Origin of the sequence: Desulfuromonas sp. CSMB_57 (genome assembly GCF_020194955.2) — a bacterium.
Lineage (GTDB): Bacteria > Desulfobacterota > Desulfuromonadia > Desulfuromonadales > Syntrophotaleaceae > JAFCIY02.
This window is the reverse complement of sequence record NZ_JAFCIY020000019.1, coordinates 17729-32500: the sequence shown is the minus strand read 5'-3', so window position 1 is coordinate 32500 and position 14772 is coordinate 17729. Positions and strand designations below refer to the sequence as shown.

Here is a 14772-nt window from a genome sequence, read left to right as displayed (position 1 = left end):
GCCCTGACGGGAGCGCCGGCCGTTCGAAAGGATTTTCACCATGCCTAGAGCGATGGTTCTGGTTACCCTGCTGCTGGTTTTCGCGGTCTCCGGCTGCGCCAAGCCGGCACCTCGGGTGCCCGGCGACAGGACCCTGATGCGATGCCCCCACTGCGGGATGGAATACCCTGTAGAGGAGGGGCTGAAAGCCTACGAACAGCACCATGCTCCCTAGGAGACCTGTTCGGGCATGAAATGAAGCGGGTCGGCAAGGTGCCGACCCGCTTTTTTCATGTTCCCGGAGCCGGCGATGCAATCAAAAATCGTTTGACCTCTGTCCGGTTCGATTTTATTATCCTGCAATAATTCCTGTTCAAACCCTTTCCATTCCATCAAAGGAGAGCGCAATGGGTCAGCAGCACCTGTTTGACCTGGGCAGAAAACCTGCCTGGCGGATGTTTTTGACAATTCTGGCCGCCGTGAGCCTGACCGGGTGCGGCACCGCCCTTTTTGGAGGCGGTAACGACAAGACCCAGACCGACATCTGGAAGCACCGCGACCAGTTTGTGCGCATCGAAGCCCAGGATCGGACCGCCGGCACCGTGCCGCCCAATGAACATCCCGCCCGAATCGATGCGGCCGAACTGCGCACCATGCTCGGTTCCATAGAGGTTCGGTTCCAGCCCAAAGGGAGATCCATCCTTGGCAATCTGGCAGACCGCATCCAGGGCGATGAGAAACCGGCCCCCATGTTCACCAATCAGGAACTCGAGACTCTTGGCGACGCCATCAGCGCGGGCCTGGCCCAGGCCGGACCCCGCCAGGATGTCACCTTCGCCATCGTCGGCGTTCATCGCGGGCTTATCGGATTTTCCCACGATCGCGCCTTCATCACGGGGCGGGTTTTCGTTCAGGGCGGCAAGCTCAACCTGATCATCGGCTCCCTGCATGAAGGTTATGAAGAAAACCTGGATCGACGCATGTTCCCCTTCGAAGTGGGCAGCCGTCAATACAAGGCGCCCTCCTCCCGAGAAAAAGCCCCCCGTGCCTGGCAGCCGGTGCCCGTGGCCGGTCTGCAGACGCCGACCGTCGACGGTCGTGTCCGCCATGATTGGCTGATCCTGGATCTGAACCCGGAAACCTGGAAAGCAGCCATCGCCGTGCGGAAAGAAGCCGGCGAAGCGGCCAAGGCGGCCTTCCAGGAAGCCAGCCAGGTGCGCGAAGAGAGTGCCCAGCTCAGCGCCGAGCAGGAACGCCTGCGCAGCGAACTGGAAGCCGTCAAGCAGGATCTGGAGCGCATGCGCCAGGCCCCGGCCGCCGCACCGGTTGTGGCTCCGGCTCCCGCCCCGACCGCACCGCGCGCTCCGGCCGTCGTCCCCGGCGCCGAGGACCTCGAGGTCCGGCTGCGGCGCCTGCAGTACCTGCGCGATCGCAACCTGCTGACGGAAGAGGAATTCCGCGCCAAGCGCAAGGAGATCCTCGAGGCGCTGTAAATCCGCAGCGTTGATGCAAACCATGGAAGGGGGGCCAGGCCCCCCTTCCGCGTTTCGGCCCCCCAACAACAGCTTGGGGGCATCTGAGTCATCATGGGCTATCGCAACCTGGGTGAATGCCTGAAGGATTTGGAATCCACCGGGCAATTGCTGCGCATCGACCAGGAGGTGGACGCCGACCTGGAGGTGGCCGCCATCCAGCGCCGGGTCTGCCGGGCCGGCGGCCCGGCCCTGCTCTTCACCCGGGTGCGGGGTTGCACCTTTCCCATGCTCGGCAACCTGTTCGGAACCCTGGAACGCAGCCGTTTCCTGTTCCGGGATACCCTCGACACGCTCCAGCGCCTGCTGCAATGCGGTGCCGATCCGGCCGCTTTGCTGCGCCGGCCCGGAATTTGGCCGAAAGCCCTGGGCGCGGCCTGGCATCTGCACCCGCGCCGGGTGCGCCGGGCACCGGTGCTGCAGCACGCCACCCATATCTCCCAATTGCCCCTGCTCAAATCCTGGCCCGGGGACGGCGGCGCCTTCATCACCCTGCCCCTGGTCTATTCCGAAAGCCCCGGCCGCCCCGGCTGGCGCCACTCCAACCTCGGCATGTACCGGGTACAGCTGACCGGCAACGACTATCAGCCCGGCCGCGAAATCGGCCTGCATTACCAACTGCACCGCGGCATCGGCATCCATCACGCCGAAGCCCTGGAGTTGGACCGACCCCTGCCGGTGCATGTCTTCGTCGGCGGCCCCCCTGCTTTGATGCTGGCCGCCGTCATGCCGCTGCCCGAGGCCCTGCCGGAAATCGCCTTCGCCGGCCTGCTCGGCGGTCGAAGGATGGAACTCTGTCCCACGGCGACGGGACTGCCGGTAGCGGCCCAGGCCGACTTCTGCATCAGCGGCAGCATCATCCCCAACCGTCTGCTGCCGGAAGGTCCCTTCGGCGACCACCTTGGCTATTACAGCCTGCGGCACGATTTTCCGGTGCTCAAGGTGGAGCGCGTCACCCACCGGCCCGGCGCCGTCTGGCCCTTCACCAGCGTCGGCCGGCCGCCCCAGGAGGACAGCAACTTCGGCGCCCTGATCCACGAACTGACCGGCCCCCTGCTGCCGAAACTGGTGCCCGGCATCCGCGCCGTGCATGCCGTGGATGCGGCCGGGGTCCATCCCCTGCTGCTGGCCGTGGGCAGCGAACGCTACCTGCCCTATGAGCCGCGCCGCCAGCCACGGGAGTTGTTGACTCAGGCCCATGCCCTGCTCGGCACCGGGCAGCTGTCCCTGGCCAAATTCCTGCTGCTGGTCGCCGGCGAGGATGCCCCGGGCCTCCGTATCCACCATGTCGCGGCCTTCTTCCGGCATCTGCTGGAACGGGTCGATTGGCGCCGCGATCTGCATTTTCAGACCCGCACCACCGTCGACACCCTGGATTACAACGGGCCGGCCCTGCACGAGGGCTCCAAGCTGATCATCGCCGCCGCCGGTCCGCCTCTGCGAACTCTGCCGACGGAGGTGCCCGGCGACCTGTCCCTGCCGGACGGCTTCAGTCGGCCGCGCCTGGCCCTGCCCGGGGTGCTCGCCATCCAGGGTCCGTCGGCCGGCCAACCCCGGGGCCAAACCGACCCGGCTCTGGAAGCTTTCTGCCGCCAGGTCCCTGAGGGCCACGGACTGCGCGCGTTTCCCTGGATCGTCATGGTGGACGACAGCGATTTCTGCTCCCGCACCCTCGACAACTTCCTTTGGGTCTCCTTCACCCGCTCCGACCCGGCCGTCGACCTCTACGGCGTGGATGCCTTCGTGCTGCACAAGCACTGGGGCTGCCACGGGCCCCTGGTGCTGGACGCCCGCCTCAAGCCCCATCACCCCGCCCCCCTGGAGGAAGATCCGGCCGTCGTCGCCCGCGTCGAAGCCCTGGCCGCCAAGGGCGGACCCTTGCAGGGAGTGTTTTAAGCAGGCTGATTTGAAGCAGGCTGAAGGCTGAAGTCCGAAGACTGAAGGGAAATGCGCCAAGCCTTCCTGCCAAAATGGACTTTTTCTCCAGGTCCCGAGCCGTTCCCGGACAAACCGGGTTGGCTTTTGCCCTTACTTCAGCCTTCAGTCTTCAGCCTTCGGACTGCCACATCAGTCTTCGGACTTCAGCCTTCGGACTGCCTTTATGAGCCTTCAGACTTTCTATTGCCATCCCCGGGTACCTTCCGCTAAGATGGCGACGCTTTATTCCGGCAACATCCATTCTTGTCAATTCAGGCGGGTTGCTTCCATGAAAACAGTCTTTTCCCACAGTCTCCTGGATGCCATCGGCAATACGCCGCTGGTAGAACTGAATCATCTCAGCCCCAACCCCCGGGTGCGCATCCTGGCCAAACTCGAAGGCAACAATCCCGGCGGCTCGGTGAAGGATCGACCCGCGAGCTTCATGCTCAAAAAAGCCGAGGAATCCGGCGCCCTCGCCGGCGACCGCATCATCCTCGAGCCGACTTCCGGCAATACCGGCATCGCCCTGGCCATGATCGGCGCCGCGCGCGGCCATCGCGTGACCCTGGTCATGCCCGGCTGTGTCAGTATGGAGCGCCGGGCGGTGCTGGAAGCCTATGGCGCCGACGTCATCCTGTCGCCGCCGGGAGAAGCCACGGATGGGGCTATCCGCATGGCCCACCGCATTCTGGCCGAGCAACCGGATCGCTACTACATGCCCAACCAGTATGCCAACGAGAACAATCCTCTGGCCCACTACTGTACCACCGGCCCGGAGATCTACGCCCAGTCCAGCGGCGACGTGGATGTTTTCGTGGCCGGCATGGGCACCGGCGGCACCCTGATGGGGGTCAGCCGCTATCTCAAGGAACAGAATCCCGCCATCCGCATTGTCGGGGTGGAGCCGGTCCTCGGCCACAAGGTTCAGGGCCTCAAGAACATGCAGGAAGCCATCGTGCCCGACATCTACTGTCCGGCGCGCCTCGACGAGAAACTCACCGTCGATGACGATGCGGCTTTCGAGGCCGCCCGCCGGTTGGCGATCCGGGAGGGCATCTTTGCCGGCATGTCGAGCGGCGCGGCGGTGGCCGGGGCCATGGAAATCGCCCGCAGCATGGAGGCGGGCACCATCGTCACCCTTTTGCCGGATCGTGGCGATCGTTATCTGAGCACCACCCTGTTCCGCTCCACCTGCGCCTGCTGTCCGCCCTGACGGGGCGGTCGGCAAGGCACGCCGGTGACGATAAATCGGCCTTCATTCTTGCCTGACAAATGGGAACGTGCTAAATTTCCGTCCGGTCAAAATTTCTTGCCTTGGTTCGGGAGGGACGATGCGTTCATTGCTCGCATGTACGATGGCCGGCCTGGTTCTGCTGCTCTACTGGCCGGCGAATGCCCTGGCCGCCCGTCCCGTCATCCAGGTCGGGGTTCTGTTCGACGGGCCTTGGGAAGGCAATGCCGATCTTCTCAAGCTGTTTCGGGCCGAAATCGACGAGCTTCTGTCCCGGGAGTTCGACGTTCGCTTCCCCGCCGACCGCATCCTCGGCGGCAACTGGCAAAAGTCCCGTATCGACGCCAACATCGATGCCCTGATGGCCGACCCCCGGATCCGGGTGGTCCTGGCCCTCGGCCTCCTGTCGGGCCAGGAACTGGCCCGCCGCGCCCCTCTGCCGAAGCCCGCCATCGCCGCCTTGGTGGCCGATCACCGCATACAGGGTTTGCCGTCCCGCAACGGCAGCAGCGGCGTGCGCAACTTCACCTATGTCACCCCCCATCGTCCCATGAGCCGGGATCTGAGCCGCTTTCGCGAACTGGTTCCCTATCGCCACCTGGCGGTGCTCTGTCACCGCGCCTACCACGACCACATCCCGGAACTGGCTCAAGCCCTGGGCCGCGAGCTGCGGTCATCCGGCGTGGAGGTCAGCTTCGTGCCCGTACAGGATCGGGCCGCACCGGCCCTGGACGCCCTGCCGGGAACCGTGGATGCCGTCTACCTGACCCCCCTGCTGCTGCCCAAGGAAGAATTCCAGGCCCTGCTGGACGGCCTGGCCGCCCGGCGCCTGCCATCCTTTTCCTATCTGGGGCGCGACGAAGTGGAGCAGGGGGTGCTGGCCACGGTAACGCCGGCCACCGAAATGGCGCGCCTGGCCCGCCGCACGGCTTTGAACCTGCAACGCCTGCTCCTCGGCGAAGCCGCCGCGCAGCTGCCGGTCGTCATCGATCAGCAGGAACGCCTGACCCTCAACATGGCCACCGCCCGGGCCATCGGCTATTCGCCGACCTGGGACATTCTTACCGAAGCGGAACTCCTCGAGGATGAGCCTCCCGCCGGCGCCCAGCGCTGGACCCTGGCCGGGGTCGTGCAGGAGGCCCTCCGCATCAACCTGGATCTGGCGGCTGCCGACCAGAAACTGGCCGCCGGGCAGGCCGAAGTCGGCAAGGCCCGCGCCGGGCTGCTGCCACAACTGCAACTGGGCGCCTCCGGTACCCTCATCGATGCCGACCGGGCCCGGGCCAGCTTCGGCACCCAGGCCGAAGAGACGGTCAGTGCCGGATTGGCCCTGCGACAATCCCTCTACTCGGAGCCGGCCTGGGCCAATTTCGACATCCAGAAGCAACAGCAACGCGGTCGGGAAGAACAGCGCCGGCAGCTGCGTCTGGACGTGGTTCAGGAAGCCACCACCGCCTATCTCAACGTGCTGCGCGCCAAAACCCTGCAAACCGTGCAGCGCAACAACCTGCGCCTGACCCGCTCCAACCTTGAGCTGGCCCGCATGCGGCGGGAAGTGGGCTTTTCCGGGCCGGCCGAGGTCTATCGTTGGGAAAGCCAGCTGGCCCAGGACCGGCGGGCGGTCATCGCTGCCGATGTGGCCCGTTCCCAAGCGGAACTGGCCCTCAACCGGGTGCTGTATCGCCCGTTGGAGGAGCCCCTGGTCGCCGCCGAGACCGGCCTCGACGACCCCCAGTTGATCACCAGCGATCCGCGCCTTCTCGGCAACCTGGCCACCCCCCGGGAATTCGCCCGTTTCCGCGAGTTCATGGTGCGCGAGGGCCTGGCCGCGGCGCCGGAGCTGCAACAGCTGGATGCCGCCCTGGCGGCGACGGAACGGGCCAAAACCGCCGCCGCCCGCGCCTTCTGGGTGCCGGACCTGTCCCTGCATGCCGGTGTCAGCCAGCTGCTGCACGAGGGCGGAGCCGGCGCCGAGTCGCCCTTCCGCCAGCTCTCGGGCCTGTTGCCGGTGGATATCCCCGAAGCCGACGACACCAATTGGAACGTCGGCCTGCAACTCAGCCTGCCCCTGTTCACCGGCGGCGCGCGACGTTCGGAACTGGCCCGCACCCGGCACGAGCTGGGGCGGCTGCACCTCGAACGCCGTGCCCTGGCCGACCGCCTGGAACAGCGGATTCGCACCGCCCTGCAATCCAGCAGGGCCTCTCACGCCGGTATCCGGTTGTCGCGACAGGCGGCGGTCGCCGCCACCCAGAACCTGGAATTGGTGACGGATGCCTATTCGCGCGGGGTGGTCTCAATCCTGGAACTGCTCGATGCCCAGAATGCCGCCCTGGCGGCGGAACAGGCGGCGGCCAACGCGGTTTTCGACTTTCTTCTCGACTTGATGGCAGTGCAACGCGCCACCGGCCAGTTCGATTTCTTCATCGGGCCCGAGGAGCGTGAAGCCTGGTTTGTCCGCCTGGCCGAGTTTCTCGGCACCGCGCCGACTGCCACCACGGAACCCTGAACCCTTGCCCGGGGGCTTTTTATGCTGTTGAGATTGATTGGGATAACGTTGTTGCTGGCCGGTCTTCTTTCCGGTTGTCGAAGCCGTCAGGATGATTCTACGGAAATACTTCGCCCGGTGCGTTTTCAGCGCGTCGAAGCGGCCGGTGAATGGATGGAGCGAACCTTCGCCGGCACCGCTCAGGCGGGACTGGAGTCGCGCCTGAGTTTTCGCGTACCCGGTGCCATCCTGGAACTGCCGGTCAAGGTCGGAGACCGGGTTGCTGCCGGGCAGCTCATCGCCCGACTGGATCCGACGGACTATCAACTGCAGGTCCAGGAAGCCGCCGCGGCCCTGGCCCGCACCCAGGCCCAGGCACGCAACGCCGATGCCGCCTATGAACGGGTCCGCGCCCTGTATGAAAACCGCAACGCTTCGCGCAGCGACCTGGACGCCGCCCGTGCCGCCAGCGAATCGGCCGCCGCTGCGGTGCGCGCCGGCGCCACCGGCCTGGCCCTGAGCCGCTCGCAACTCGGCTACACCCGACTGACGGCGCCAACGGACGGCGCCATCGCCAGCGTTACGGTGGAGGTCAACGAAAACGTCGCCGCCGGCCAGGTGGTGGTCATCCTGACCTCAGGGGAGTTGCCTGAGGTCACTGTCGCCATTCCCGAAACCCAGATCCACCAGATCCGACGCGGCGATACGGTGCAGGTCCGTTTTGACGCCATCGACCGTCAGCTGTTCCCCGCCACCGTCACCGAGGTCGGCGTGGCCACCCTCGGCCAAGCCACCACCTTTCCAGTCCGGGTACGCCTCAAAGAAGCCAATCCTCGCATACACCCCGGCATGGCCGGCGAAGTCCGGTTCCGGTTTCCCCGCAATGGCGAGAGCAGCGCCCGCTTCCTGGTGCCGCCGGAAGCGGTGGGCGAAGATCGGGAGGGACGATTCGTGTTCCTGCTCTCCCCGGCCGAGACGGAAACGGGGGTCATCCACCGGCAGACCGTCACCGTGGGCGAACTGACCCCGGCCGGCCTGGAGATCATGAGTGGCCTCAAAGATGGCAACCTGGTGGTGACCGCCGGCGTCAGCCTGCTCGGTGACGGCCAGAAGGTCAAACTCCTCGGCAGCGAAGGGAAGGCACCATGAACCTGACCCAGGCGGCCCTGGAGAAAACCCGTGTCACCTACGTAGCCCTGCTGGTCATCGCTCTGGCGGGCCTGTTCGCCTTCCGCACCCTGCCGCGCGACGAGGATCCCGGCTTCGTGGTGCGCACCGCCCAGGTGCTCACCTATTTCCCCGGCGCCAGCCCGGAACGGGTCGAACAGCTGGTGACGGACAAACTGGAGAAGATCATCCAGGAAATTCCCGAAATCGAATACATCGACAGCGAGTCGAAGCCCGGCGTGTCGGTCATCTTCGTCAACATCCTGGAACGTTACAAGGACATGCGGCCCATCTGGGACAACCTGCGCCGCAAGGTCGACCGCGCCCGGCAGGAACTGCCCGACGAAATTGTCGGTCCCTTCGTCAACGACGAATTCGGGGATATCTTCGGCACCATCATCGCCATCACGGGTCCGGATTTCAGCTATGCCGAGTTGAAAAAGATCGCCGACGAATGCCGCAACGAACTGCTGCTCAACGAGAACATCGCCAAAGTCGAAATTCGCGGCGTCCAGGAAGAACGCATCTTCGTCGAATACAGCAATGCCCGCCTGGCGGAATTGGGGTTGTCTCCCCTGCAGTTGAAAAGCATTCTCGAAGCCCGCAATATCATCATCCCCGGCGGCCAGATTTTTACCGACCGCGAACAGATCGTTCTTGAACCGACGGGCAACTTCGACTCCGTCGAGGATCTGCGCCGCACCGTCATCACCCTGCCGACCAGCGGCGACCTGGTTTTTCTGGAAGACATCGTCCAGATTGAGCGTGACTATATCGATCCGCCCAAAACCAAGACCCGCTACCGCGGTCAACCGACCCTGGCGCTGGCTCTCCACCTGCGGGAGGGCGGGGATATTCTGCAACTGGGCGCGGAGGTGCAAAGCTCCCTGACGCGTTTTCGGCAGGCCTATCCGGTAGGTGTCGAGTTTGACGTAGTGGCCTTTCAGCCGGAGCACGTCAAACGCAAGGTGGATGAGTTCGTCAGCAATCTGTTGCAGGCCATGGTCATTGTCCTGGCGGTAATGCTGGTGTTTCTCGGCCTGCGCACCGGCCTGGTGGTGGCCAGCCTGATTCCCATGGCCATGATCATGTCCTTGATGATCATGAGGCTGCTGGATATCGGCATCGACCAGATGTCCCTGGCCTCCCTGATCATCGCCCTGGGCATGCTGGTGGATAATGCCATCGTCATGAGCGAATCCATCATGGTCGCCATGGCGGCCGGCCGCCCGGCACGACAGGCCGCCATCGAATCGGCGCAGGAGCTGAAAATCCCCCTGTTGACCTCCAGCCTGACCACGGCCGCGGCCTTTCTGCCCATCTTTCTGGCCCAATCCTCCACCGGAGAGTATACCCAGCCCCTGTTCAAAGTGGTGACCATCACCCTGCTATGTTCCTGGCTGTTGGCCCTGACCATGACGCCCCTGCTGTGCGTGCACTTTCTGCGGGTCAAGCAGAGCCCGGAAGCGGTCAGTTACGATTCTCCTTTTTACCGCTGGTACCGAAAGGGACTGCTGGCCCTGCTGCGGCACCGCGGCGCCACCGTCACCGCCATCGCCCTGCTGTTTGTCGCTGCCGTGATCGGCATGCGGATGGTGCCGAAAATGTTTTTTCCGCCCAGCGACAAAGCGGTCTTCTATGCCGAGCTGAAGTTGCCCATGGGCACGCCTCTGCTGCGCACCGAACAAGTGGTCAAGGAAATCGAAGCGTTCATGACCAAGGAACTGCTGCGCCAGGGTGAGGGCGAAGGATTGGTCGACTGGGTGGCCTTTATCGGCGAAGGCGCGCCCCGCTACATGCTGCCCTATAAACCTGAACCGCCCAGTCCGGAGTATGCCTACCTGATTCTCAACGGCACCTCACGCACCCATAATCTGGCCGAAGTGATTCCCCGCCTGGATGCCTTCTGCCGCAGCCGGTTTCCGGACCTGACACCGCGCATCCAGCCCCTGAGCCTCGGCCCGCCCATCGACAGTCCGGTGGAGGTCCGTCTATCCGGCAAGGACAATGACCGCCTGTTCGCTCTGGTGGATCAGGTCAAGGAAAAGCTGGCGTCCATCCCGGGGGTCAACAACATCACCGATGACTGGGGCGCACGCACCAAAAAGCTGGTGGTCAAGGTGAACCAACCCCGGGCTCTGCGCGCCGGCCTGACCAGTCGGGATGTGGCGGTATCCCTGCAGACCATTCTCAGCGGCATCACCACCACGGAATACCGCGAAGGGGATGAAGTGATTCCCGTCACCCTGCGCTCCACCGCCGCCGATCGGCAGGACATCGGCAAACTGGAAACCCACAACATCTACGTGCAGCGAACCGGTCAATCCGTGCCCTTGAAACAGGTGGCGGACATCGAAATCGCCTGGCAACCGGCCAAGATCCTGCGCCGGGACCGGAGTCGCACGGTCACGGTGCAGGCCGGCCTGGAGCAGGCCAGCAACGCCATCGCCGTCGGCCAGCAGATGGACGCCTGGCTGAAAAACGGCAGCAAACACTGGCCGCTGGGTTACAAGTATGCAATGGGCGGCGAGTTGGAAACCTCCGGCAAGGCCAACCGTTCCATCAACGCCAAGCTGCCCATCGCCGGGTTGATCATTGTGCTGCTGCTGGTGGGCCAGTTCAATTCCCTGAGGCGGCCCCTGATCATCCTCCTGACCATCCCCCTGGGCATTATCGGGGTAACCGTCGGCCTGCTGCTGACAGGCAGTTATTTCGGCTTCATGACCCTGCTCGGCGTTGTCGCCCTGGCCGGCATCGTGGTCAACAACGCCATCGTGCTCCTCGACCGGATCAACATCGAGATCAAGGAAAACGGCCTGGACCCGGCGCGCGCCATCATCGAATCGGCCCAGCGCCGCATGCGGCCCATTCTGCTCACCACCGGCACCACCATCGGCGGCCTGCTGCCTCTCTGGTTCGGCGGCGGTCCCCTCTGGGAACCCATGGCCATCGCCATCATCTTCGGGCTGGCCTTCGCCACCCTCCTGACCCTGGGCGTGGTGCCGGTGCTCTACGCGTTGCTGTTCAAGGTTGGTTTTCGGGAGTTCAGGTATTGAAAGGCAGGAAAGACAGGCTGAAGGCTGAAGGCTGAAGGCTGAAGGCTGAAGGCTGAAGGCTGAAGGCTGAAGGCTGAAGGGATTGTGTTCGAAGCATGCGGAAGCAAGGAAATTTTTTCGCAAGCCGTGCGAAGCGTTTGTCAGGCTTTTACTTCAGTCTTCGGACTTCAGCCTTCGGACTGCTTTTTATCAGTCTTCAGCCTGATTTAAAGCTTCAAACCCGCCCAGAATATCGAACAGTTCCTCGGTGATGACGCTCTGGCGCAGGGCGTGATAGCGGGCGCCGAGCTGCTCCTGCAGCTCTTCGATATTCTTTTCGGCGCGCTGCATGGCGGCCAGGCGGGCGGCGTTTTCCGCTGCGAGAGAGGCGGCGAAGGCGCGAAACAGGGCGACGAACAGGTATTCTCCCACCAGCGCGGCGAACAGCGGCCCCCAGGCGGCCCGGCACAGGGGCAGGCTGCGCCCCGGCCAAGGGCGACCGGCCATTTGCCGCAACCACTCCGGATCGGGCGGCAACACCGGCAGTCGCTGCTGACCATAGCTGGCGGCGCTTTCCGGGGCATTATAATACAGTTCCAGACGGCAGGGACCGTACTCCCGACGGCGGGCGTCGAACCGCAACAGCACCTCCTGCACCACCCCGGTTATCGCCTGGGCGGAGGACGGCAGGGGAAAGAACTCGGCAACGGCGCCGAAACGCTCCTCCATGCCGCCGGCGGCCTTTTCTCCGGCCACCCAGTAATGCCTGTCGCCCTGCCTGGAATCCTCCTGCGCCAAAGCGTCGGCGGCATACTCGATGATGGCTTCATTGAAACGCCCGGCCATGCCCTGATCGGAACCCAGCACCAGGGCGACGGTACCCTGGGGCCGTTCCGCCGTCCCGGTCAGGGCGCTGTGCCGCAATACGGCGTGCAGACCGAGTTCCACCGTCGCAAAGTAGCCCTCCAGGGCGCGCACCGCCTCTTCGTACTGGCGGATGCTGACCGCCGCCAGGCTTTTCATGGTGCGCACCACCGTGTAGAGATCAGCGGCGCTCTTGATCTGGCGTTGCAGATCCTGCAGAGCCGGCATCGGTTTTCTCCCGCTGGTTGTGCAGATGCTTTACGGCATGCTGCGCGGCCTGCCGCAGAGCCCGCAGATCCTCATCGGTGAGCTTTTCTCCGGCCTGGATAAGTGCCGCCGTCTCCGGCACTTCGGCCACGGCGCCGCAGACCGCGGCCTCGGCCTCGACCAGATCGGCTTCCTCGACTTCATCGAACACCCCGCTGTTGACGGCATGCAGCACCAGCACCTGTTCGGCGGCGCTGCGCGGTGAAAATTGCGGCTGCCGCAGAATGCCCCGCACGCGGCGACCGCGCGCCAGAATACGCCGGGTCTCCTCGTCCAGGCGGGTGCCGAAGCGGGAGAAGGCTTCCAGTTCCTCGAACTGGCTGTAGGTCAGACGCAGATCCCCGGCCACGGCGCGGTAGGCCGGCAACTGGGTCTTGCCGCCGACCCGTGATACGGATTTGCCCACATCCACCGGCGGCAGCAGGCCCTTCTGGAACAGCTCGGGTGACAGGTAAATCTGGCCGTCGGTAATGGATATAAGATTGGTGGGAATGTAGGCGGCCAGGTTCTGGGCCTCGGTTTCAATGATGGGCAGAGCCGTCAGACTGCCGCCGCCAAGATTCTGGTTGAGGCGGGTGGCGCGCTCCAGCAGCCGTGAATGCACATAGAAGATATCACCGGGAAAGGCTTCGCGCCCCGGCGGCCGCCGCAGCAGCAGGGACACCTCCCGGTAGGCGCGGGCATGGCGGGTCAGATCGTCATAAACGATGAGCACATCGCGGCCCCGCCGCATGAAATATTCGGCGATGGTGGTGGCGGCATAGGGGGCGATGTACTGCAATCCCGGCGGCGCGTCGCCCTCGGCAACCACCACGATGCTGTACTCCATGGCCCCGTGTTCCCGCAGTTGCGCCACCACGCCGGCCACGCTGGCGGCCCGCTGGCCGATGGCACAATAGACGCACAGCATCTCCTGCCGGCGCTGATTGATGATGGTGTCCACGGCGATGGCGGTCTTGCCGGTCTGCCGGTCGCCGAGAATCAGTTCGCGCTGGCCGCGGCCGATGGGGATAAGAGCATCAATGGCCTTGATACCCGTCATCAAGGGTTGATTGACAGGCCGCCGGTCCATGATGGCCGGTGCCGCCCGTTCCACCGGCCAGCGCTGCGGCACGCTCAGGGGGCGCCCGCCGTCCAGGGGCCGACCGGTCGGATCCACAACCCGGCCGATGAGACCTTCCCCGACGGGCACATCCAGCACCCGGCCGCTGCGCCGCACCTCGTCCCCCGCCTCCAGGTGTGCATAATCACCCAACAACACCACGCCGACGCGTTCCGGCTCGATGTTGAAAACCAGTCCCGGCAGCCCGCCGGGGAACATGAGAAGTTCTTCGGACTGCACTCCCGGCAGGCCGCTGACCCGCGCGATGCCTTTGCCGACGGATTCCACCCAACCGATGCGTTGCAGCTCCAGGTCGGGCTTGAAACCGTCGACGGATTCCCGCAGGCACTCGAAGGTCGTTGTCAGAACATGGTCCAAACCGGGGTCCGTGGTCTTCATGCCGGTTCCTCTGGCGCCGCCTCGGGCGGGGTGCCGATCTGGCTCTCGAACAACTCGTCCACGGCTTCCTGCAAGGTTTCGAAGTAGCTGTCCACCCCCCAGGAAAGCTTCAGGCCGCCCACCGCCAGTTCGATGCCCAGGGGCAACTCCGAATCGGTGTGGAAATGTACCCTGACCTCATGCTCCAGCAGCGCCTCCAAACCGTTCCTTAACCGGCTGCGCAGGGACTCCGGCAGTTCAAAGGAACTGCGCACCGTCAGGCCGTCGCTGCGACCGGTAGCGGCCAACTGCTCGCGCTCCTTGCTTGCCAGGGCGGCGAGTCCGGTGGTGAAACGTTCCACGAGTCGCTGTTCCAGTTCGACATCGCTCAGATCCGCCAGGGACTTGCGGGCGATATGCAGGACTTCCCGCCCCACCCGCCTTTTCAGTTCTCGTCCGAACAGCTCCTGCTCGCTGTGCAGGGCGCCCAGCCAGGCCGCCCGCAAGGACGAAGTTTCGGCACGGGCCGCGGCCACCAGTTCCTTGCGGCGCTGTTCCGCCTCCTCTTCAATGACCCTGAGACGTTCGCCCCGCGCCTCCTCCAGGGACTGCTGCTGACGACGGAACTCGGCCTCGGCCTGCCGAGCCCGCTCCAAGGCCTGTTCGGCTTCGGCGAAGCGCTCCGCCAGCCGGGCCTCGCGGCTCTCCATGGCACGCAGGATCGGGCCGTACAGAAACCGCTTCAGCAGCACCACCAGGATCAGGAAATTGACCGCTTGGGCGCCGACGGTGAACCAGTCGATAAGCAC

General features: G+C 64.7%; 10 protein-coding genes. 7 read left to right on the top strand and 3 right to left on the bottom strand.

Features of this window, described 5'->3' with window-relative positions; all coding sequences use genetic code 11:
• The first annotated feature begins 40 nt into the window (after nucleotides 1-40).
• From JQN68_RS04520 to JQN68_RS04490, 7 genes are all read left to right on the top strand, one after another.
• Nucleotides 41-214, top strand: coding sequence for a hypothetical protein (locus JQN68_RS04520; RefSeq protein WP_225073069.1), 174 nt, complete (start codon nucleotides 41-43; stop codon nucleotides 212-214).
• Between the two features lie 172 nt (nucleotides 215-386).
• Entirely contained in the window at nucleotides 387-1472 is a 1086-nt protein-coding gene (locus JQN68_RS04515) for an SHOCT domain-containing protein (protein WP_225073068.1), read from the top strand.
• A gap of 93 nt (nucleotides 1473-1565) precedes the next feature.
• A complete protein-coding gene (locus JQN68_RS04510; protein WP_249621031.1) occupies nucleotides 1566-3407 on the top strand; it encodes a UbiD family decarboxylase in 1842 nt (613 codons plus the stop codon).
• Between the two features lie 310 nt (nucleotides 3408-3717).
• Entirely contained in the window at nucleotides 3718-4644 is a 927-nt protein-coding gene (locus JQN68_RS04505; protein ID WP_225073514.1) for a PLP-dependent cysteine synthase family protein, read from the top strand.
• Between the two features lie 118 nt (nucleotides 4645-4762).
• On the top strand, nucleotides 4763-7171 hold the full coding sequence (locus JQN68_RS04500; RefSeq protein ID WP_225073513.1) for a TolC family protein: 2409 nt from the start codon (nucleotides 4763-4765) through the stop codon (nucleotides 7169-7171).
• A 21-nt stretch (nucleotides 7172-7192) separates the two neighbouring features.
• Nucleotides 7193-8299, top strand: a complete 1107-nt coding sequence (locus JQN68_RS04495) for an efflux RND transporter periplasmic adaptor subunit (RefSeq protein WP_225073512.1) — start codon at nucleotides 7193-7195, stop codon at nucleotides 8297-8299.
• The gene (locus JQN68_RS04490; protein WP_225073511.1) at nucleotides 8296-11373 is read left to right on the top strand and encodes an efflux RND transporter permease subunit; all 3078 of its coding nucleotides are present in this window, start codon (nucleotides 8296-8298) and stop codon (nucleotides 11371-11373) included. Before JQN68_RS04495 ends, JQN68_RS04490 begins: the two co-directional genes overlap by 4 nt.
• Nucleotides 11374-11562: 189 nt before the next feature.
• On the opposite strand, the gene JQN68_RS04485 is transcribed toward JQN68_RS04490, so the two are convergent.
• The 3 genes from JQN68_RS04485 to JQN68_RS04475 are packed head-to-tail and all read right to left on the bottom strand — an operon-like array spanning nucleotide 11563 to nucleotide 14772.
• Nucleotides 11563-12444 carry a F0F1 ATP synthase subunit gamma gene (locus JQN68_RS04485; RefSeq protein WP_225073510.1) on the bottom strand — a complete coding sequence of 294 codons (882 nt, stop codon included), beginning with the start codon at nucleotides 12442-12444 and terminating at the stop codon, nucleotides 11563-11565.
• The gene (locus JQN68_RS04480; RefSeq protein WP_225073509.1) at nucleotides 12398-13984 is read right to left on the bottom strand and encodes an alternate F1F0 ATPase, F1 subunit alpha; all 1587 of its coding nucleotides are present in this window, start codon (nucleotides 13982-13984) and stop codon (nucleotides 12398-12400) included. The genes JQN68_RS04485 and JQN68_RS04480 overlap by 47 nt, the downstream gene beginning before the upstream one ends.
• On the bottom strand, nucleotides 13981-14772 hold the full coding sequence (locus JQN68_RS04475; protein ID WP_249621030.1) for a F0F1 ATP synthase subunit B family protein: 792 nt from the start codon (nucleotides 14770-14772) through the stop codon (nucleotides 13981-13983). Before JQN68_RS04475 ends, JQN68_RS04480 begins: the two co-directional genes overlap by 4 nt.

Bases quoted from the DNA above. Each gene is read 5' to 3' on its own strand.
- JQN68_RS04500 (WP_225073513.1), top strand. From the start codon at position 4,763: ATGCGTTCATTGCTCGCATGTACGATGGCCGGCCTGGTTCTGCTGCTC.
- JQN68_RS04490 (WP_225073511.1), top strand. From the start codon at position 8,296: ATGAACCTGACCCAGGCGGCCCTGGAGAAAACCCGTGTCACCTACGTA.
- JQN68_RS04520 (WP_225073069.1), top strand. From the start codon at position 41: ATGCCTAGAGCGATGGTTCTGGTTACCCTGCTGCTGGTTTTCGCGGTC.
- JQN68_RS04495 (WP_225073512.1), top strand. From the start codon at position 7,193: ATGCTGTTGAGATTGATTGGGATAACGTTGTTGCTGGCCGGTCTTCTT.
- JQN68_RS04510 (WP_249621031.1), top strand. From the start codon at position 1,566: ATGGGCTATCGCAACCTGGGTGAATGCCTGAAGGATTTGGAATCCACC.
- JQN68_RS04485 (WP_225073510.1), bottom strand. From the start codon at position 12,444: ATGCCGGCTCTGCAGGATCTGCAACGCCAGATCAAGAGCGCCGCTGAT.
- JQN68_RS04480 (WP_225073509.1), bottom strand. From the start codon at position 13,984: ATGAAGACCACGGACCCCGGTTTGGACCATGTTCTGACAACGACCTTC.
- JQN68_RS04515 (WP_225073068.1), top strand. From the start codon at position 387: ATGGGTCAGCAGCACCTGTTTGACCTGGGCAGAAAACCTGCCTGGCGG.
- JQN68_RS04505 (WP_225073514.1), top strand. From the start codon at position 3,718: ATGAAAACAGTCTTTTCCCACAGTCTCCTGGATGCCATCGGCAATACG.